Origin of the sequence: Leminorella grimontii ATCC 33999 = DSM 5078, from assembly GCF_000439085.1 — a bacterium.
GTDB lineage: Bacteria > Pseudomonadota > Gammaproteobacteria > Enterobacterales > Enterobacteriaceae > Leminorella > Leminorella grimontii.
Genome location: NZ_AUUA01000002.1, coordinates 233,192 through 252,174 on the forward strand (window position 1 = coordinate 233,192; position 18,983 = coordinate 252,174).

Annotated in this window: 18 protein-coding genes and 1 pseudogene; 5 read left to right on the forward strand and 14 right to left on the reverse strand. The window is 56.3% G+C overall.

Annotated features, from left to right (window positions below; translation table 11 throughout):
• The first annotated feature begins 115 nt into the window (after window positions 1–115).
• Window positions 116–319, forward strand: a complete 204-nt coding sequence (locus G544_RS0105505) for a glycogen synthase (protein WP_027273665.1) — start codon at window positions 116–118, stop codon at window positions 317–319.
• Between the two features lie 91 nt (window positions 320–410).
• Here the strand turns inward: G544_RS0105505 and pyrE are convergent, their stop codons facing one another.
• Together pyrE and rph are read right to left on the reverse strand one after the other, a co-directional pair.
• Window positions 411–1,052, reverse strand: a complete 642-nt coding sequence (gene pyrE / locus G544_RS0105510; protein WP_027273666.1) for an orotate phosphoribosyltransferase — start codon at window positions 1,050–1,052, stop codon at window positions 411–413.
• Window positions 1,053–1,130: 78 nt separating this feature from the next.
• Window positions 1,131–1,850: a ribonuclease PH gene (gene rph / locus G544_RS0105515; RefSeq protein ID WP_027273667.1), complete on the reverse strand. Its 720-nt coding sequence runs from the start codon at window positions 1,848–1,850 to the stop codon at window positions 1,131–1,133.
• A gap of 219 nt (window positions 1,851–2,069) precedes the next feature.
• Here rph and G544_RS0105520 point away from each other — a divergent pair, with 219 nt between their 5' ends.
• Window positions 2,070–2,933 carry a YicC/YloC family endoribonuclease gene (locus G544_RS0105520; protein WP_027273668.1) on the forward strand — a complete coding sequence of 288 codons (864 nt, stop codon included), beginning with the start codon at window positions 2,070–2,072 and terminating at the stop codon, window positions 2,931–2,933.
• A 65-nt stretch (window positions 2,934–2,998) separates the two neighbouring features.
• Here G544_RS0105520 and G544_RS0105525 read toward each other — a convergent pair whose 3' ends face one another.
• The 9 genes and pseudogenes from G544_RS0105525 to G544_RS20010 all read right to left on the reverse strand — a co-directional run bounded on the left by G544_RS0105525 (window position 2,999) and on the right by G544_RS20010 (window position 11,492).
• Entirely contained in the window at window positions 2,999–3,310 is a 312-nt protein-coding gene (locus G544_RS0105525; protein WP_027273669.1) for a SymE family type I addiction module toxin, read from the reverse strand.
• Between the two features lie 24 nt (window positions 3,311–3,334).
• Window positions 3,335–3,448: an ash family protein gene (locus G544_RS22630; RefSeq protein ID WP_071783283.1), complete on the reverse strand. Its 114-nt coding sequence runs from the start codon at window positions 3,446–3,448 to the stop codon at window positions 3,335–3,337.
• Between the two features lie 234 nt (window positions 3,449–3,682).
• Window positions 3,683–4,243, reverse strand: coding sequence for a nucleotidyltransferase family protein (locus tag G544_RS0105530; protein ID WP_027273670.1), 561 nt, complete (start codon window positions 4,241–4,243; stop codon window positions 3,683–3,685).
• Between the two features lie 9 nt (window positions 4,244–4,252).
• Window positions 4,253–4,345 (reverse strand): annotated as a pseudogene (locus tag G544_RS22105) (LysR family transcriptional regulator); the annotation flags it as partial.
• Between the two features lie 127 nt (window positions 4,346–4,472).
• Entirely contained in the window at window positions 4,473–4,742 is a 270-nt protein-coding gene (locus tag G544_RS0105535; RefSeq protein ID WP_027273671.1) for a helix-hairpin-helix domain-containing protein, read from the reverse strand.
• Between the two features lie 106 nt (window positions 4,743–4,848).
• Entirely contained in the window at window positions 4,849–8,637 is a 3,789-nt protein-coding gene (locus G544_RS22585) for an autotransporter outer membrane beta-barrel domain-containing protein (RefSeq protein ID WP_134388939.1), read from the reverse strand.
• 509 nt (window positions 8,638–9,146) lie between these two features.
• Window positions 9,147–9,749, reverse strand: coding sequence for a protein-methionine-sulfoxide reductase heme-binding subunit MsrQ (gene msrQ / locus G544_RS0105545; protein ID WP_027273672.1), 603 nt, complete (start codon window positions 9,747–9,749; stop codon window positions 9,147–9,149).
• Between the two features lie 2 nt (window positions 9,750–9,751).
• A complete protein-coding gene (gene msrP, locus G544_RS0105550) occupies window positions 9,752–10,756 on the reverse strand; it encodes a protein-methionine-sulfoxide reductase catalytic subunit MsrP (RefSeq protein ID WP_027273673.1) in 1,005 nt (334 codons plus the stop codon).
• A 55-nt stretch (window positions 10,757–10,811) separates the two neighbouring features.
• A complete protein-coding gene (locus G544_RS20010) occupies window positions 10,812–11,492 on the reverse strand; it encodes a TIGR02117 family protein (protein WP_081650751.1) in 681 nt (226 codons plus the stop codon).
• A gap of 452 nt (window positions 11,493–11,944) precedes the next feature.
• On the opposite strand from G544_RS20010, the gene G544_RS0105560 reads away from it, so the two are divergent.
• The 3 genes from G544_RS0105560 (at window position 11,945) to G544_RS0105570 (ending at window position 15,238) form a co-directional block, all read left to right on the forward strand.
• The gene (locus tag G544_RS0105560) at window positions 11,945–12,781 is read left to right on the forward strand and encodes a transketolase (RefSeq protein WP_027273674.1); all 837 of its coding nucleotides are present in this window, start codon (window positions 11,945–11,947) and stop codon (window positions 12,779–12,781) included.
• 44 nt (window positions 12,782–12,825) lie between these two features.
• Window positions 12,826–13,818: a transketolase family protein gene (locus G544_RS0105565; protein ID WP_036023504.1), complete on the forward strand. Its 993-nt coding sequence runs from the start codon at window positions 12,826–12,828 to the stop codon at window positions 13,816–13,818.
• A gap of 76 nt (window positions 13,819–13,894) precedes the next feature.
• Window positions 13,895–15,238: an MFS transporter gene (locus G544_RS0105570; RefSeq protein WP_051155587.1), complete on the forward strand. Its 1,344-nt coding sequence runs from the start codon at window positions 13,895–13,897 to the stop codon at window positions 15,236–15,238.
• 93 nt (window positions 15,239–15,331) lie between these two features.
• Here the strand turns inward: G544_RS0105570 and G544_RS0105575 are convergent, their stop codons facing one another.
• From G544_RS0105575 to G544_RS0105585, 3 genes are all read right to left on the reverse strand, one after another.
• Window positions 15,332–16,036 (reverse strand): FadR/GntR family transcriptional regulator, encoded by a 705-nt coding sequence (locus tag G544_RS0105575; protein WP_161624109.1) that lies wholly within the window; start codon window positions 16,034–16,036, stop codon window positions 15,332–15,334.
• A 117-nt stretch (window positions 16,037–16,153) separates the two neighbouring features.
• Window positions 16,154–17,407, reverse strand: coding sequence for an amino acid deaminase (locus G544_RS0105580; RefSeq protein WP_051155588.1), 1,254 nt, complete (start codon window positions 17,405–17,407; stop codon window positions 16,154–16,156).
• A gap of 84 nt (window positions 17,408–17,491) precedes the next feature.
• Entirely contained in the window at window positions 17,492–18,934 is a 1,443-nt protein-coding gene (locus tag G544_RS0105585; RefSeq protein ID WP_027273679.1) for a sodium:solute symporter family protein, read from the reverse strand.
• Window positions 18,935–18,983 lie beyond the last annotated feature (49 nt).

Here is an 18,983-nt window from a genome sequence, read left to right on the forward strand (position 1 = left end):
AAAATAAGGCATCTTAGGCACGTATTGTTCATAAATTAGCCGATTTTAGGCGAATACTAAAGTTAGAAAAAGCATATGACCGTCATCAATCACGAAGTGACAAGGGGGGTATGCTATGGAGACACAAAACTTACAGTCGGTAAAAAATTTCGACTTTCTGGCGCGCTGTCTGGCCCAAATGTATGCACAGGGGAGACCGGTAAACGTTCAGGCAGTGATTGGCAATATGAACGAGGAACAAAAGGCGTGGTTCCAAAAGCGCTACAACAGCTACCTAAAGCAGGCCGAGCGGGCAAGAGTCACGGGGATGGATTCCTAACGGCGCCAGCGGAGAGCCTGACGGCTCGCTGGCGTTGATTAGCCGATGCTTCGCGCATCGGCTTTTTTAACGTCTCTTTATAACGCCTGAGCTAAACGCCATACTCTGCACGATAGACGTTGATCGCCGCCAGTTCCTTCGCCATTTCCGGTTTTTCGCCCAAGTATTCGACCAGATCGTCCAGGGTGATAATGGTGATCACTTCACACTGGTAGTCGCGCTGCACTTCCTGAATCGCCGACAGCTGCCCGGTTCCGCGCTCCTGGCGGTCCAAACAGATCAGAACGCCGCTCAGCGTCGCGTTCTGAGCGCGGATCGTCGTCATGGACTCACGGATCGCCGTTCCGGCGGTGATCACGTCGTCAACCAGCATCACGCGCCCAACCAGCGGGCTACCCACCAGATTACCGCCCTCTCCGTGGTCTTTCGCCTCTTTGCGGTTAAAGCAGTAGGGAATATCAATATCGTGATGCTCGGACAGGGCTACCGCCGTGGTAGTGGCAATCGGAATGCCCTTATAGGCTGGCCCAAACAGCACGTCGAACTCGATGCCGGAATCCACCAGCGCCGAGGCGTAAAAGCGGCCCAGTAGCGCCAAGTCGCGACCGGTGTTAAACAGCCCGGCGTTAAAAAAGTAAGGGCTGACCCGCCCGGACTTCAGGTGAAACTCGCCGAACCTTAAAACCTGCTTGTTTAGCGCAAACTCAATAAACTGGCGCTGATAGTGTTTCATAGCCGATGCATCCTCACGCTTCATTCTGTCTTACATTCATTAGTCATAAAAAAGGCGACTACGTCGCCTTTTTCAAAATCACTGCTGTTCGAGCGCTGCCTTCTGCGCTGCCATGATGGTGTCTATGCCGCCTCGGGCGAGCTCCAGCAGGGTCAATAGCTCTTCGTGGCTGAAGGGCTCGCCTTCAGCCGTGCCCTGCACTTCGATCATACGGCCGTCTTCGGTCATTACGACGTTCATGTCGGTTTCTGCTGCGGAATCCTCAACGTACTCGAGGTCGCACACCGCTTCGCCGTTAACGATACCAACGGAGACCGCGGCCACCAGGCCCTTCATCGGATTCTTGGCCAGACGCTTATTGGCCACCATGGCGTTGAGGGCGTCGGCCAGCGCCACGCAGGCGCCGGTGATGGAAGCGGTGCGCGTGCCGCCGTCGGCCTGAAGCACGTCGCAGTCCAGCGTCACGGTGTATTCACCGAGGAGCTTCAAATCTATCGCAGCGCGCAGAGAGCGGGCGATCAGGCGCTGGATCTCCAGCGTGCGGCCGCCCTGCTTGCCCTTGGCCGCTTCGCGCGGGTTGCGGGTGTGGGTCGAGCGCGGCAGCATGCCGTACTCCGCCGTCACCCATCCCTGCCCCTGGCCTTTCAGAAAGCGCGGCACGCCCTCTTCCACGGTGGCGGTACACAGCACTTTGGTGTCGCCAAACTCTACCAGCACGGAGCCTTCCGCATGCTTCGTATAGTGACGAGTCAGGGTTATTGGGCGCACCTGCTGTGCACTTCGGCCTTCTGGACGCATGAAATTCTCTCCGGAGGTTAGGTCAGACGGGTTCAGCTGGCCGTTTACGTGCGCCTTTGGCAAGGGCTTTGGCGTTCGCTGATGTTATTGACCGCGCATTATACTGATTTTCAGGCCGTGTGCCTACGGGCGAATGGGTAAAGCCCGCGCGGCAAATCGCAACGCCCGCCGTAAATGGTGATATACTCGAGCTTATTTTCTTCAATCGGGTACTCGACTATGATCCGCAGCATGACCGCCTACGCCCGCCACGAAACCCAAGGCGAATGGGGCTCAGCCTCCTGGGAGCTTCGCTCCGTCAACCAACGCTATCTGGAAACCTATATCCGCCTGCCGGAGCAGTTCCGAAGCCTTGAGCCGATGATCCGCGAGCGCCTGAGAGCGCGCCTGACCCGCGGAAAAATCGAATGCAACCTGCGCTTTGACCTCGACCCGGCCTACCAGACCGAGCTGATGCTCAACAAAGAGCTCGCCCAGCAGCTGGTACAGGCCGCCAACTGGGTCAAGATGCAGAGCGACGAAGGGGAAATCAACCCGCTGGACATTCTGCGCTGGCCGGGAGTCATGTCGGCGAAAAGCCAGGATCTTGACGCCATCGCCACCGAACTGATGGCATCGTTAGAGACCGCCCTGACCGACTTTATCGACAGCCGCGAACGCGAAGGCAGCGCGCTGAAGGCGCTGATTGAACAGCGGCTTGAGGGCGTGATGGTCGAAGTGGGCAAAGTGCGCGAGCGCATGCCGGAAGTGCTGGTCTGGCAGCGCGAGCGCCTGATGAGCAAGCTGGAAGAAGCGGCGGTCCAACTGGACAGCAATCGCCTGGAGCAGGAGCTAATCATGCTTGCCCAGCGCGTCGACGTCGCCGAAGAGCTGGACAGGCTGGAAGCTCACGTCAAAGAAACCTACGCCATTCTGAAAAAGAAAGAGGCCGTCGGCCGCCGGCTGGACTTTATGATGCAGGAGTTCAACCGCGAGTCGAATACGCTGGCGTCGAAGTCTATCAATGCGGATATCACGGCATCGGCGATTGAGCTGAAGGTGTTGATTGAGCAGATGCGGGAGCAGATTCAAAACATCGAATAGCACTTTGCTTTAATTCAATAAGAACGTGCCGATGCGCTTATAGCGCTATCGGCACGATAAACATCCTACTTTTCGCTCCCCAATAAGCCCGGTATCCCCTCCTTCAATCCTTTAACGGCCTGCTTTACCTGCTTAATCTGCTTACGTAGTTCATGCACCTCATCATTATCGGGGATAAGCACAATGCAGTCTCCGGCAATCTTTACGGTGACGCCAACGCCGGTCTCAAATCCGGCCTCTCTAAGCCACTTCCCGCTCAGATGCAGGGCGGGCGTGCTGGTGTCGCCATGATTGGGCTCATAGCCGACGGTGTAGCGGCGCTGGGTTTTAGCGGGGGATGTGGATGACGAGCGAGTTTGGGTTGGGGTTGTAGCCATAGTGGGCAGCCTCCGATAAGTGATTTAATGACCACCACCGGAAATGCTAACTTCACGGGTGGTGGACTGGACAGAGTTAGCATTACCGGCCTTATCGGATACCGGCGCACCTTTCGGTGCCCCCGCCCAGCCCACCATAGAGATGTAGCCGAACACACGACATAAAAAAAGACGCTGACGCGTCGTATGTCGCCGATAAGATTAGTCAGGATGCTAAACCCGGCGCCTGATTTTGCAGGCGCCGAGAAAAGATACTTCGAACCGCCTCAGGCGGCAAGGGGATTTATCTGAAGGTGTCTCGCAGAAATAGAATAATGTGGTGATGGCAGGCCAGCCCGTGAAAAATGATAGCTCCAAACTGGCTGATTCTGATTATGTAGAAACAATAAGCTGCAACATAGGATAACGTTCCATCCACCGTTTTGCGGCAACGCGCTGCTTAAAAATGGTCAACTTTTCACGCTCAAATGGTGGGGTTGGCCGTAGGCGTAGCTCAAACAGATCGTCGAGCCCATAGGGCGCAATAATTTCAATAAGGTTCGAATCTCCTACTCTGACAGCAACAGCCGTCGCCGTCTCAGGCCAATACCGCAGCGCATTTTCTGTTGAGAGATAAGGGCTATCGCCGTTACGCTGATGCATTCTGGCCTGATTCTTCACCGACCAGTTGAACGTAGAAGGCCGTTGGCTAAGCCGCTCTTCCAGGTCACTATCGTGAGCGGGATTACGACATTCTGGATCAAACCAGACAACGTCCACATCGCCAGAGACGGGCCTTTGCCCATATCCGTGTAAGCAGTCCCATACCGCATCTCGCACAAAACCAGCGCTGATCCATCCATCACTGAGTTTCAATGCCCGAACGGCGTAAAGCGCCTTCATCCTTATCGGGTCATCTAACAATAATTTCTGCAATGCTTCCTGATACTTCATCATTTTCCCTCAAATCCTCAACGTATCTATCACTGCCCGCAGCGCGGGCGACACGTTGCGATGAGGATAATAGAGAAAAGCGCCTTCCAGCCGCTGGCTGTAACCGAACAAAGAAGAAAGACGCTTTCTGGACGGCAACTTCCCCCAGAAATCCCTCGATTTTACCGGCCTTCAACCATTTCGTTGACCTCAACGAAATGGTCTACCTGACCTCAAGTCCCCGCCAACCTCATCCCTCATTCCCATGCGCCCTATCCTTCCAATTCCACCACTTCGTCAACTCCCCTTCTCGCTCCCCCGTCTCGGCGGCATAAACCGCGCAGCGATAGGTATAAAGCACGCAGGGGTCGACTCGCATGCCTGCCCGCTGACAGGAGCGTTCATACAGGTCGAGAGGGTTTTGGCCGATAAGATCGCTCGGCGTTTCAATGCCGATCTCCTCAAGCATTTTCGCCATTCTCTTGCCGATGGACGGCAGCGCCGTGAGATCGTGAGACATCGAATTTACTCCTTATACGCTTTCATCAATGCCTTCGGCGGGGTTGCCGCATAAAGCCGCAACCGCCGCCGAAACGTTCTGAAAAGCCCGTTACACGAAATGATGGCTAGAACTGGTATTTGATCCCCAGCATGCCGCCCGTGTCGCGAAAGCCCTTGTTGCCCGCCTGTTGGGCCACGTTGCCCCACACGCTAAGGCCCTGAGTCAAGCGCCCTTCGACGCCCACTTTCACTTCGCCGACGTTTCGGCTTCCCTGAATGTGGGTACTGGTATCTTTCATCCTAACGCCGTACTGCTTTGAATTATATATCCAGTTCGCCTCAATGAAGGGCTCAAACTCACGTGCGGTATTTTTATCCAACGCGCTTTTGCCATTGACGTAAAGGCGCATGCCCAGACGGGTCTGAACGTTATCGTTGCCCTGGCCCTGAACCCGCGTGCCGTTTCTCTCCGTATGGTCGTCAGCCCTCACGCCCATCCAGGTAACCTGCGCCTGCGGGCGAATATAGACGTTATTCGCCATGTCGCCCTCCGTCGCGAATGAACCAATATGGAAGGCGTAGCCCGACTCTATAGACGCCGTCAGCCCCTTGCTTTTGTAGCTTTCACTGGCAATTTCATCGCCCTTAACCGTATTGTCAAACCAGTTATAGAGCATCCAGGAGTCAACGTACAGGCCGGTTTTCTCCGTCGCATTCTGATACCAGGTTCCGTACAGGCCGGCGCTGTAGCCGCTCACATCGCCCTGAGAACGGTAGCCCGACAGGCGGTTATGGGTGTTGCTGTCCTGCCGGCCATAGCCCGCCATCGCCCCTAGATGATAGCGGTCCGTACCGTTCACGCTCCCCTTGGCCAGATCGCCGCCAAGCTGCACCACAACGCGGTTGGCCGAAGACTTATTCTGGCCGTCTGACATCCGCCCCTGGCTGTGCCCGCCTGACGTTCGCAGCCACATGCTGGTCATATGGCGCTCCCCGGTGACGGGGTCGGTATACCAAGAGCCGCCCTGACGGTCGTGCAGTCGAGTACTAAACAGCGTATTGGCCGCCGCCAGGTTGCTGGCATAGCTTCCGCCTTCAGGACGATAGGTATGGACAGAATGAGAGGGATCGCTAGAGCCTACCCTGTCGGTCATGCTGGTCAAATACCAGCTATTCATGTCTTCACCAAGAGCCGTTCCCTGCTGTACGCGGTATTCATAGCTGCCCGCCACGATGCGACCGCGCTGCACGAAGGCATCCTCCGTAGATCCGCCGGTCTCAACGATTTTAATCCCTTCATGCAGCAGAGCGCCTGAGCCGTTCTCGTTGCTGACCTCCACATAGGTCGTGCCGGAGGCATTACCGGTGACCACCAGCCTGTCCGTCAGGCTGCTGTCGCCGCCGAGAACGGTACCCAGTGAAAGGCTGCCGCCGTCGCCGACGTAGTCACCGTTGATAGTCAGCGTATTTCCGGCGCTGGTCGCGCTGTTGTTGAGAATAATGCTGCCGCCGTTGGTCACGTCGCCAACAAGCGTAACGCTAAGCGGGGAAGCGGGTGGAACGCCGTAGTCATCAATCAGCAGGGTGCCGCGGTTATCCAACGCGTTGACGATCTGGCCGTTTCCGTTGAGGTTCAGCGTCCCTGCTTCGCCGATCGTCACGCCGGAGGTATGGGCGAATGCATTCGACGTCGTGGTCTTCAGCATGCCTTCATTGATGTGGGTTGATCCCGTATAGGTATTTTCCGCTGACAGTATCAGGGTGCCCTTCCCGGCCTTGGTCAGGCTTTTGCCGTCCCAGGATGGGTTAGTATGGACAGCGTTATCCGCCAGCGCAACGCCGAGGTTGAAGCTGCTTCCCTCATCCAGCGTGAACGTCCCGTGGGCGTCGGAATCCTGGCCGTTCCAGTACAGGGAATATTTAATGGTCTGGGAGCCAGTGTTGATGTAGGCAAAGTCGGGCTGGCTCATGCCCGCCACGAGGGCGTTATTATAAGAGAACGTTCCCGTAATGCCGTTCGTCGTTTCAACCAGCAGAATGTCATGCTGATCCCAGTGAAGGATATTTGCATTAAGAGAAGCGTCAGCCCCGACGGAAACGGACTCCGCCTTAAGGCTAACGCCGCCGCCGAGCGTTAACGACGCCCCTTCGGCAAACGTCGCGCTTCCTGAAAATTCAATCGGCCGTTCGGCAAGCACTACGCCAGCCCATTGGCCAACCAACAGACCGCCATTAATGGCCCGGTTATCCTCATCATTCCCAACGATGCGCAGCGTCGTCGCGCTTTCGCTCGTGCCGTCGGCCAGCGTAATATCGCCGGTGATGTTTGAGCCGGTATTCAGCGTCAGCGAGCTGCTGCCGCCGGTAAGGCTGATGGCGGCGGCTTTTTCACCGCTGTTCCCGCCGTGAGTTCCCCCGGTGATAGCGCTATTGTTGACGATCGTCAGATTACTGCCGGATATGCCCGCGCCGCCGTTGCCGTAAGCACCTCCGTTTGAACCAACATCGCCCTTACCTCCAACGATAGAACCACTGTTGTTAATCGTCAGGCTATCACCGGATATTCCGGCGGCGCCGTTGCCGCCGTCGCTACTATTGGTATTATCTCTACTGCCGCTGTAATATCCCGCTCCGCCGGTAATCGTACCGCTGGCCAGATTATTGATTGTCAGGTTGCTGCCAAATATTCCTGCGCCACCATCCGCGCCGTCAGGGCTTGTCGTCTCGCCGCCCGCAAAGCCGCCAACTCCGCCGGTGATAGAGCCAGCGTTGGTTATTTTCAAATTATCGCCGAGTATTCCCACTCCACCGGCGGCAGGCATCGTAGCGCCGCCGACGCCGTCCAGACCGCCGTAGCCGCCCTCTCCGCCGGTAATTGAACCACCAGCAATATTATCAATCGTCATATCGCTGCCGGATATGCCCGCGCCGCCAACGCCTGCGGCACTCTCACCGTAGCCGAAGCCGCCCTTGCCGCCGGTAATAGACTCGCTGTTGGTAATTTTCAGGCCGGAACCGAATATCCCATCACCGCCGGCTCCGCCGGAGTTACCCTCTCCACCGAGAATGCGTCGGTTATTGATTATCGTCAGGTCGCTGCCGGATATGCCCGCACCGCCCATGCTGTTAGCGCCGCTGTTGTCAGCGTAGCCAAAGCTGCCATAGGCGCCGACAATCTTACCGTTATTGATTATCGTCATGTCGCTGCCGGAAATGCCTGCGCCGCTCCTACCGCCCTCGGCGCCCTGGCCGCCGCTAATCGTGCCTGAACTGTTATTGGTTATCGACAGGCCGTTGCCCGATATTCCCGCACCGCCCGCACCGCCAGCGTCGTCGGAGTTAGCATAGAGGTAACCGCCCTTACCGCCGGTAATCGATCCGCCGTTGGTGATATCCAAGCCGCTGCCGAATATTCCTGCGCCGCCAGAACCGCTGTCGCCACTGTTATAGCCACTGGTCCCTCCGGCGCCACCGGTAATCGCGCCGCTATTATTGGCTATCGACAGATTGCTGCCGGATATGCCCGCGCCACCGTCACCTCCGTCGCCATCGTTGCCGCTTGGAATTCCGCCGATCCCCCCCGTCACCGAGCCACCGGCGTTGGTGATGGTCAGATTGCTGCCGGTCATTCCAGCACCGCCATGGCCCCCAACGTAACCGACGCCGCCGACGATCTTCACACCGCTGCCAACGCTTACGAGGTTGTCTGCGGCGGTAGACCCTGGAGCCGTCAGAAATACATACCCAGCCCCGGCGCCTTCGCTGCCCCCGTTCATCCCATGGGTTCCCATATTGGATTGGGTCACGTAGGGGTAAGGCCCCTCGACCTGAATAGTGGCGCCCACTGCTGGCCCAGCGGATACAAAAACTGATGCGATAAGAAAGGTAATTTTATTTATACTAAAGCGTTGCATTTATATTCATCCCTGCTGAATTTTAAGGTTTTCAATTAAATTAAAATGGGTTTTTAACTAAAATGAATTTTTAAATTCAATTAAATAAATCAAAATGATTTAATATTGAAACAATTTTTATTTGAAGTAATTTTTTTTAGTTAGCGATAACTATACTTTCAAATTATCAGATTAATTTTATTATGTAAACGATCTAAAAATTTATTAAAAAATAGTTAATTAGATTTTTATACCAAAATCATAGGGTAACTCTAGTTAATAAATTGATAACGTAAGTTTAAAATTCCATCCATTGAGCTTATTTAGTGTGGAAATATAAACACTAAGCAGAGCTTTTTAGTTAATTTTAGATAAAAGCAAGATTTTATGATCGCGTGAGGTTTTAAGAATTAAATAACCCAAAGATTAACATACCATTTAAATATATTTTTCAAATATCAAATGAGTTGCAAAATTAATAAATAAATTCATATTTTATCTCAACCCAAACGGTCACACCGTTTTCCGCGCTAAATCCCCAACCACCGCCGAAACTTCTTATACCGCAAAATCAGCAGCAGCGCCGCCCCCAGCGCATACATCACCGGCTGGGGCGAGAGGATTTTTACCGACCAGACGTAGTGCGCCACCGCAAGCATAAGCGCCAGATAGACGAAGTTGTGCAGCGTCTGCCACCGTTTGCCCAGCCGGTTCTGGGCAAAGCGATTCGAGGTTATCGCCAAAAGAAACAGGATAATCCAACCGGCAGCGCCCAACAGAAGATAGGGCCGCTTTGCGATTTCGCTCCACAACAGCGACAGGTTGTTCACCCCAAGTTCAAGCAGCAGGTAGCTCGCCAGGTGCAGCGCCGCCCAGGCGAAGCACCATAGCCCCAAAAGGCGGCGGGTGCGCACCAGCAGCGGCTCTTTAGCGAACTTTGCCAGAGGGGAAACCGCCAGCGTCGCCAGCAGCAGCTTGAGCGCCATTCGGCCGGTAAAGTGCTGGATGTCCTTCGCCGGATCGGCGCTAAACCCGCCGGAATTGACGGCGAAAAACAGCCATACCAGCGGCAAAAAGGCGGCCAGATGCAGCAGCGCCTTCAGCCACATAACTCGCTTTACCGTCAGCCGCACGGTTAGAAGTTCTCCTTGAGATCCAGCCCCTGATAAAGCGAAGCGACCTGTTCAGCGTAGCCGTTAAACATCATCGTCGGCTGGCGCTGCACGTTCAGGAGGCCGCCCGCGCCAATGACCCGCTCCGTCGCCTGCGACCAGCGCGGGTGGTCGACCTGAGGATTGACGTTAGCGTAAAAGCCGTACTCGTTGGGTGCGCTCAGGTTCCAGGTGGTCGGCGGGCGCTCTTTGGTCAGCGTGATGCTGACAATCGACTTGATGCTCTTAAAGCCGTATTTCCACGGCACCACCAAGCGAACGGGCGCGCCGTTTTGCGGCGGCAGCGCTTTGCCATAGACGCCGACGGCCAGAAAGGCTAGCGGGTGCATCGCCTCGTCGAGCCGCAGCCCCTCGACGTAAGGGTACTTCAGCCCTCCGCCGACGAAGGCGCTCTTCTGCCCCGGCATGTTTTCGGGGTCGTAAAGCGTCTGAAAGGCCACGTACTTGGCGTTCCCGGTCGGCTGCGCCATGCTCAGGAGACTGGACAGCGGAAAGCCAACCCAGGGAACCACCATCGACCACGCTTCGACGCAGCGCAGCCGGTAAATACGTTCCTCCAGCGGGAACTTTCGATAGAGATCGTCCAAACCCAGCGTAAAGGGTTTACCCGCCTCTCCGCCAATGTTCACTTTCCAAGGATCGGTTTTCAGCGTTCCGGCGTTCGCCGCCGGGTCGGACTTATCCAACCCGAACTCATAGAAGTTGTTGTAGCCAATCACCTTATCTTCCGGCGTTAGCGAAAGGTCGCTTCGCCACTGCTCGGGCTTGGTGAAGTCGAGAGGCCGACGGGGCGGGCTCGGTGGCGGTTCATCGCCCTTAAACCACGAGAAGGCGTTCGCTTTGGCCAGCGGCGCAAGCGCCATCGCCGGCGCAGATAGAGCTAACAGCTTCACCAGCCGACGGCGTGGCATGAAAAAAACCGATTCGGACGTCACGTCGGCCTCTGTTAGCGGCGGTATCTTTTTCATCTCTGCATCCTCCCAATGGCCCTTACGGCGTCGCTCTATAATGATAGCCGCGAATTTAACGGGCGGGTGAGCAGGCGAGGTTCTCCTCTTGGGCAGCGCGCCTGCCGCGCTCGCCTTTCAGGTAGTCCATCACGCTGCCCGCCGTCAGCTTAAACGTTGGGCTGATGTCCATCCCCGCGCTTTTCAGCCCCTTGGCCGTCCACTTGTTGCAGGTATTGGATATCGAATAGCGGCCCTTGGCGTCGTAGAACTGGCTGTCGCCGTAAATGCCTCTTTTCATCATAATCAGGCGCTGCGCTTTATCGCGCTCGAAGCTTTGGGCGATAAAGGCCAACAGGCTGTTTAACTCCGCGTCGGTCAGCTTAACGGCAATCAGTTCGCTGTTGGGAAAGTATCGCTCAACCGACATAGGAATAGAAACGACGTGCATCACGGCGCCGGAAGGCCAAAACATCGCCTGCATCGTCAGGCCGGAGGTCACCTCCTGCGCCTGATAAAACCCTTTATCCCCCCACCCCATCTCGTACCACTGCCCGCCGCTGAAGCGCTCGGCCAGCGCCGGCAATACTTTGTTCATCTCCCTTGCGGGAACGACGATGCCGGTGTGCCAACCGTGGCTGGTGACGTAGATACGGTGAACGGCGGGGGTTGGTGAGCCGCTTTCGGGTAAAACGACGTGGGGTTGGGATGAGCAGCCGACGATAAGAAAGGCCAGGCTGATAATAAGTCCTTTAATATTCACGTTCCCTCTCTGTACTCCGCATCGGTCCAAGACAATTTTCTTGCAGAAGAATACGCCCGTATCTATCGGTATCACATGACGTTTTCTCTCTTTTACAAAAATGCCTGACTCAAAATGATTAACCATATTTATCACATCAAAAAAGAGGAGGCGATGAGTATAAAGCTCTGTGCATGATAACCAGAAATGGATGACCTTAATTTATGCACAGATCGTCACCCTCACATTAAAAACATATAGCAACATGTTTAATAAAATAATATCTACAAAAATCATCTATATCCACACGCCAAATAGATATTAAATGGTAAACCATTTAATCGATCTTCATCACAAATCCGCAATTTATCTGGACGACCATCTTCTTATCCCAATCTCCCTGTGATTATATTGGTTAACCATTTAACGAGCTGTTTGAAAAAAACACAGATCACGGGAATACATTCATGACAGAAATAACGCAAAAACTGGAGACGCTTGCCGATCGCGCCTACGCCATTCGGCACCACGCGCTGCGTATGGGCGAAGTTCAGGGGCAGGGCTACGTGGGTCAGGCGTTGGACATCGCCGACGCGCTGGCGGTCGCCTACTTCCACGCCATGACCTACCGCCCGCAGGAGCCAGAGTGGGAAGGCCGCGATCGGTTCCTGCTCTCTATCGGCCACTACGCCATCGGGCTGTACGCGGCGCTGATTGAAGCCGGAGTCCTGTCCAAAGACCAAATCGAAGAGTACGGCGCCGACGGCAGCCAGCTGCCGATGTCCGGCATGGCGGCCTACACGCCGGGGATGGAAATTACCGGCGGTTCGTTGGGGCACGGGCTTGGCATCGCCGTCGGCATGGCGCTGGGCTTAAAGCGCAAGGGCAATCCGGCGTTTGTCTACAACCTGCTCTCCGACGGCGAGCTGGACGAAGGCTCCACTTGGGAAGCGGCCATGTCCTCCAGCCACTGGAAGCTCAACAATCTGATAGCGCTGGTCGACGTCAACCGCCAGCAGGCGGACGGCAACAGCCAGGACATCCTGAAAACCGAGCCGGTCGATAAGAAGTTCGAGGCCTTCGGCTGGTTCGTTCAGCGCGTCAACGGGCACGACCTCAAGGCATTGGTCGACGCGTTCGACAACGCCAGAAATCACCAGGGCGACCAGCCGCGCGTCATCGTTCTGGATACGCTGATGGGTAAAGGCGTTCCCTTCCTTGAAACGCGCGACAAAACCCACTTTATCCGCGTCGCGGACGACGAATGGCAGCTGGCGCTGCGTCAGCTGCAGCGCCATATCTAAGGCGCTGCGCGTATTTCACTGAACACGTTTTTATGAGGTTTAAGATGTCTACCAAAAAACTCACTACGTCCGCCATGATCGCCTCCATCGCCGAAGAGGGTCAGGAGACGCACTCCGCGCCGTTTGGCCACGCGCTGGTGGAGCTGGCGAAAAAGCATGACGACATCGTCGGCATGTCCGCCGATCTGGCGGCCTACACCGACCTGCACATTTTCTCCCGCGAGTTCCCCGAGCGCTTCTATCAAATGGGCATGGCCGAGCAGCTGCTGATGAGCGCCGCCGCCGGCATGGCGCGGGAAGGCGCTACGCCGTTTATCACCACCTACGCCGTGTTTGCCTCGCGCCGCGCCTACGACTTTATCTGCATGGCCATCGCGGAAGAAAACCTGAACGTCAAAATCGCCTGCGCCCTGCCGGGGCTCACCACCGGCTACGGCCCAAGCCATCAGGCGACGGAAGACATCGCCATTTTCCGCGGCATGCCGAACCTGACCATTATCGACCCGTGCGACGCCATCGACATCGAGCAGGCGGTGCCGGCGATTTATGAGCATCAGGGCCCCGTCTACATGCGCCTGCTGCGCGGCAAGGTGCCGGTTATCCTCGACCGCTTCCCCGACTATCGCTTTGAAGTCGGCAAGGCCAAGCTGCTGACCGAAGGGCAGGACGTGCTTATCGTCTCAAGCGGGCTGATGACCATGCGCGCCGTACAGGCGCGCGACATGCTGGAAAAAGAGGGCATCAGCGTCGCCGTGCTGCACTCGCCGACCATTAAGCCGCTGGACGAAGAGACCATTGTTAAAGAAGCGCAGGCCAGAAACTGCCTGGTGGTCACGGCGGAAAACCACACCGTCGTCGGCGGGCTGGGGGAAGCGGTGGCATCTGCGCTGATGCGCAACGGCGTTCACCGTCCCTTCAGGCAAATAGGCCTGCCGGACGAATTTCTGGCGGCAGGCGCGCTGCCGACCCTGCACGATCGATACGGCATTTCAGCCAAGGCGGTCGCGGAAAGCGTCAAGCGCTGGCTCGGCAAATAGCGCGCCATTCCGGCTCAAACGCTCTTGCGTTCGGGCCGGAACCTGTTCAAGCTGGATATTGATGGAACACACACATATGAAAAAACAAAATAACAGGATGAGTCAGTATCGCTGGTGCGTCATGGCGCTGATCTTCGTCATTTTTATGGTCGCCCAGGCTGACCGGGCGAACATCGGCTTTGCCATCCCCTTTATGCAAAAAGAGTTCGACCTCACCAACACCGAAGTCGGCATTATTATCAGCCTGTTCTTTGCCGGCTACGGCTTTTGCCAAATTCCTGCCGGATACCTGATTCGCAAAACGGGCATCCGCTTCTCCTACGCTCTGGGCATGATCCTGACCTCGGTCTTTACCTTCATGATGGGCCGGGTCGACTCGGTGCTGCACCTGAAAATGCTCAGAACCCTGATCGGCGTCAGCGAAGCGCCGGTGGTCATCAGTTCCACCGTCACTATCAACAACTGGTTCCCCAGCAAAGAGAAAGGCACCGCCACCGGGATTTTCCTCGCCGGCTCCAAGTTCGGCCCGCTGCTGGTGCCGCCGATCTGCGCCTGGATATTGCTCAACTACGACTGGCGGCACATCTTCCTGTTCTTCTCGATCCCCGGCATCGTGCTCGGCGTGATTTGGTATCTGCTGGTCAGAAACAGGCCGTCGGAAAGCCCCTTCGTCAACCAGCAGGAAGCGGACTACATCAACGAAGTCGCGCCGCAGAGCGGCGAGCAAAAAACGGCTTCGCGGCTCAAAGCCCGCCCGTTCAAGTTCGGCCTGATAGACCGCCTGATAAGAACCCGCAGGCTTACCCAACTGCAAACCTCCAAAGAGATTTTCTCCAGCTGGGACATCTACGGCGCGGCCATGGGCTACATGTGCATGGTGGGCATCGTCGACGGCGTGCTGATGTCGTGGCTACCTAAGTACCTGCTGCAAGAGCACAACTTCAACATCGTCAACTCCGCCCTGCTCGCCTCCGCGCCGTTTGCCGGCAACGTGCTGGGCAACCTGCTCGGCGGCTGGCTGTCGGACAACGTCTTCGGCAAGAGAAGAAAGCCGCTGATGCTGGTTAGTGCCTTTTGCACCATCATCATGATGGGCTTTATGCTGGTCGCGCCGCACAACCAGCTGGCGCTGGGCGCGCTGCTGTTTTGCATCGGCTTTCTGCTGTCTTTGGGCTATTCGGCCTATTCGGTCTACGCCATGGGGCGCGCGTCGAAGGAGTGCTACCCGGTCGCCTACGCCATCATCAACATGGGCGGCCAGATTGGCGCGGTCTGTATGCCGCTTATCGTCGGCGTGCTGCTCGACAGCTACAGCTGGAACGCGGTGTTTATCGCACTGGCCATCGCCGCCGCCGTCTGCCTGACGGTGGTGCTCACCATCAGGGAGCCGCTGCCGGCGGGCGCATCGATGCCGGAGTAGTTAGCAAGCAAAACGGGAGCGCCTGACGTCAGGCGCTCCCGTTTCTTCCATTCTTAAGATTACATTCAGCGCAGTGCGCCGTCGGCTAAAATCTTACTTCTGATTCAAAATCACGTTAATCAGCAAATTCTCTCGCTCCCACTGCTCAAAGTGGGCCTTCATCGCTCGCTTGGCAAGCTCCGGGTCCCGCTTGGCGATGGCGTCGACGATATCGCTATGGTTGCTGTTGATGCGGGTCTTGTCGTCGCTGACTTCGTGAATGATAGAGCGCCGCTTGCGCAGAATGTCGCGCATAAACGAGGCGATGCTCTGGAAAAACAGCACGATAACCGGGTTGCGCGTCATGCCGGCAAGCTGAAGGTGGAAGCCGTAGTCGGCCTCGATTTTTTCGTCAAAGCCGTTCGCCTCGGTCATCACGCTGCACAGGCGGGCGAGCTCCGACACCTCATCGTCGGTGGCGTTTTTAGCCGCCTCCTCCACGATAATAATCTCGAACAGCTCTCGCGCTTTCTCAATGGTTTCCAGCGAGATATAGCCCAGCTGAATGGCGATTTCAAAATATACGTTGGCGAAAGAGAGGTTGGGAATTTTGATATAGGTGCCGCTGCCCTGATTGCGCTCAATAAAACCGAAAAACTCCAGCGCGGAGAGCGCGTTTCTTATCGTTGAGCGCTGCAGGTTCATCTTCTCGGCCAGCGTTCGTTCCGCCGGCAGTTTAAACACGCCCGACTTGTCCACGCTGGCGGTAGCCAGTATTTCTTTAATCAGCTTAACGCTGTCTTCCAGAGTATTTGACATAGTAAACAGGGATAAAGTGAATGCTGGCAGCGAGTATACCATCATCGGGAAAGAAAAATAAAAATGGCGCACCAACTGACCGTCAGCCGATGCGCCATGCCAAACCAGAATGCTGGGCTAGAACGCCGTTTCCATCTCCTCCAGCACGTTATAGCCCTCATCCACCAGATAAATGGTTTTCCACTTATCGAAGGTAATACAGGGGTGAGAGGTACCGAACACCAGCAGATCGCCCACCTGAAGCGACAGCCCTTCACCGTAGCGCAGCATGGCGTGCTGGTCCATCAGGTTTTCGGTATGGGCGGAACTTGCCTTAAACGGCATTTTCTGTCCGTTGCGATAAAGCGCTATCGGCTGCGGCAGGCCGGTGTCAAAGGCCACGTCGCGCTTGCCGAAGCCGACAATCGCCAGCCCCGGTTCCGGTAGCGACTGAACGCAGGCGATAAGCTCCAATGCGGAAGCCAGATCGCCGCCCAAGTCGCATGAGAGCGGATCGCGCGCTCGCAGCGCTTCCTGCGCCTGCGCATACACGCCGCGATCGTGGGTGATATAGCAGCCGGGGCGGATCGCGTAGCGAAAGCCGGTCGGCAAGTCGGCCCGCTTCATCTGCTGACAAACCACGTCGTACCACACCGTACCTGCGCCGGTGAGCAGCGCTTCGTCAACGTCGGCGAACGCGCCGTCGGCGGCTAGCCGCTGCGTGACGGACAGCACTCGCTTAAGGAAAGCGTCGATAATTGCCAGATCGGCGCGTTCGTCATCGCTGTGGATAACGCCCTCGTAAAACTCGATGCCGCACAGCGTCAGGCCGGGCAGTTGCCGAATCAGCGCTGCCAGCGCGTAGGCTTCCTCTTCGGTACGGCAGCCGCAGCGGCCGCCGGGAACGCCCAGCTCCAGCAGCACCCGCATTTTCTGCCCCTGAGAGGCGAAATAGTCTGACAGCTGACGAGCGTTGGCTTCGCTGTCTATGCAGCAGTAAATCGGCGTTGAGGAATGCTTCATCAGCTGAGAAACCAGCCTGATATTAGCCTTGCCCACCAGCTGGTTGGCCATAATGACGTTCGGCACGCCCGCCTCGATCGCCACCTTGGCCTGAAACGCCGTGCCGACGCCAATGCCCCAGGCTCCGGCCTCAACCTGACGGCGGAAGATGGCGGGAGTCATGGTCGTTTTGCCGTGGGGCGCGAGGGAAACGTCGCTGCTGGCCGCATAGCGCTGCATCCAGCGGATGTTGTTGTCCAGCGCTCTCGCCTTCACCACTACCGCCGGCAGGCAGACGTCCTCATCGATAACGCTTATCTTATCGGCCGTTGCCGGCAGCGCCGCCGCCTTGTGCTCCGCATTCACGGGCAGTTTATTGGCTGCTGTCATTTTATTCTCCTCTCGTTCTACCCTAATGCGCGTGCACCGAGGGGGATAGCCCCTCGGCTTTAAAGCGAAATGCGTTTCGCCGAATTACCGGGTATTCTCCCGCTCGTCGGTGATAAGCTTCAGCGCCTCTTCACGCGTCAGCTTATTCTTCGGCGTGGCCAGCGTAACGACCACCGCACAGATCAGGCTCACCAGCACCGACGGCACGCACGGGTTGCCCCACCAGGCCAACCAGCTATCGTTCATTAACATGGCGACCGAAGCGCCCGCACCGCCCACCAGCGCAACCAGCGCCCCTTGCCAGTTAAAACGCAGCCAGAAACGCCCCAACATGGAACACACGAACAGGCCGGACATCAGCGTGGCGATCATTTTGGTGATGTAGCTGATGATGTCGTTGGAGGTTAGCGCGAAAACCGTCGCCAGACCAATGACAAACACCAGGAACCAGCGGGACAGCGAAATGGCTTTGCGCCCTTCCGGCATTCTCCCGGTCACCAGCGTATAGAGATCGCGCATGATGATAGACACGCTGGCGATAGCGTCAGAGCTGGCGGAAGACATCGTGGCGGAAAGCCCGGCAATCAGCACAACCAAACCAAGAATGCTCGGCAGAAAGCTGGTGGCAAACAAAAACGCATAGTTGCTGTTTTCCAGCGAAGGATTCATGGTAAAGGCCGCCATGCCGATAATGGCCGGTAAGATGGAAAAGAAGAGGTAGAGCACGCCGGTATAGACAAAGGAACGACGTACGGACGACACGTCTTTGCCGGAATAAATACGCTGACGATAGGACGGCGTTGCCAGCACGCCCACACAAATCACCATCGCCATCGAAAATGCCGGCAGTACGCCAAGCTTATCAACGGCAAACGGGCTCATTGCCGCCGGATCCACGGCCTGCTGGATAGCGTCCCAGCCGCCGACGTGATGTACCGCCAGCACGGCCATTAAGATAAAGCCAAAGAACAGAATTAGCGCCTGAATGGTATCCGTCCAGACCACGGCAGAATAGCCGCCGATAATCACATACACCGCAAACGCAAAGGCGATAATCAGCTTGGCCCACGTCAGATCGAGGCCCGTAGCCCAGGCTAAATACATGCTGCCGCCAAGAATATGAGCGCCTAGCCAGCCTATAGAGGCCACGAAAATCAAAATACCGACGATATTTTTAATCAGATGACTGCCGCCGGTATAGTAGGAGAGCTCTTCGCTCATGGTCATAAAGCGCAGCTTGCGCACCGGGGTAAACCACCACGCAACCAGCAATATGCCAATTGCGCCGCCCGCGCCGTACAGTACGCCCGCCCAGCCGTTACTGTAACCGAGACCTACTGCCCCCATGCTTGACCCGGTTCCCACCATGGTCGCTACCGTCGACCCCAGCGTTAAAAACATCGGCAGTGAACGGCCGCCCAGTAAGAAGTCTTCGCCATCTTTCTGATGACGCGACACATACCAGCCAAGCCATATCATAGCGAGAACATAAATAATGAATCCGATAAGAAAAATATGACTGTTCATCACGTATTTCCAGACAGTTATTAACGATCTCCGCCCTGGCTAATCGTTG

Coding starts and splice junctions, on each gene's coding strand:
- G544_RS0105520 (WP_027273668.1), top strand. CDS start 2,070: ATGATCCGCAGCATGACCGCCTACGCCCGCCACGAAACCCAAGGCGAA.
- G544_RS22630 (WP_071783283.1), bottom strand. CDS start 3,448: ATGGTGGGCTGGGCGGGGGCACCGAAAGGTGCGCCGGTATCCGATAAG.
- G544_RS0105585 (WP_027273679.1), bottom strand. CDS start 18,934: ATGAACAGTCATATTTTTCTTATCGGATTCATTATTTATGTTCTCGCT.
- G544_RS0105505 (WP_027273665.1), top strand. CDS start 116: ATGGAGACACAAAACTTACAGTCGGTAAAAAATTTCGACTTTCTGGCG.
- pyrE (WP_027273666.1), bottom strand. CDS start 1,052: ATGAAACACTATCAGCGCCAGTTTATTGAGTTTGCGCTAAACAAGCAG.
- G544_RS0105525 (WP_027273669.1), bottom strand. CDS start 3,310: ATGGCTACAACCCCAACCCAAACTCGCTCGTCATCCACATCCCCCGCT.
- G544_RS0105575 (WP_161624109.1), bottom strand. CDS start 16,036: ATGTCAAATACTCTGGAAGACAGCGTTAAGCTGATTAAAGAAATACTG.
- G544_RS0105580 (WP_051155588.1), bottom strand. CDS start 17,407: ATGACAGCAGCCAATAAACTGCCCGTGAATGCGGAGCACAAGGCGGCG.
- G544_RS22585 (WP_134388939.1), bottom strand. CDS start 8,637: ATGCAACGCTTTAGTATAAATAAAATTACCTTTCTTATCGCATCAGTT.
- G544_RS0105560 (WP_027273674.1), top strand. CDS start 11,945: ATGACAGAAATAACGCAAAAACTGGAGACGCTTGCCGATCGCGCCTAC.
- G544_RS0105530 (WP_027273670.1), bottom strand. CDS start 4,243: ATGAAGTATCAGGAAGCATTGCAGAAATTATTGTTAGATGACCCGATA.
- rph (WP_027273667.1), bottom strand. CDS start 1,850: ATGCGTCCAGAAGGCCGAAGTGCACAGCAGGTGCGCCCAATAACCCTG.
- G544_RS0105565 (WP_036023504.1), top strand. CDS start 12,826: ATGTCTACCAAAAAACTCACTACGTCCGCCATGATCGCCTCCATCGCC.
- G544_RS0105535 (WP_027273671.1), bottom strand. CDS start 4,742: ATGTCTCACGATCTCACGGCGCTGCCGTCCATCGGCAAGAGAATGGCG.
- msrP (WP_027273673.1), bottom strand. CDS start 10,756: ATGAAAAAGATACCGCCGCTAACAGAGGCCGACGTGACGTCCGAATCG.
- G544_RS0105570 (WP_051155587.1), top strand. CDS start 13,895: ATGAAAAAACAAAATAACAGGATGAGTCAGTATCGCTGGTGCGTCATG.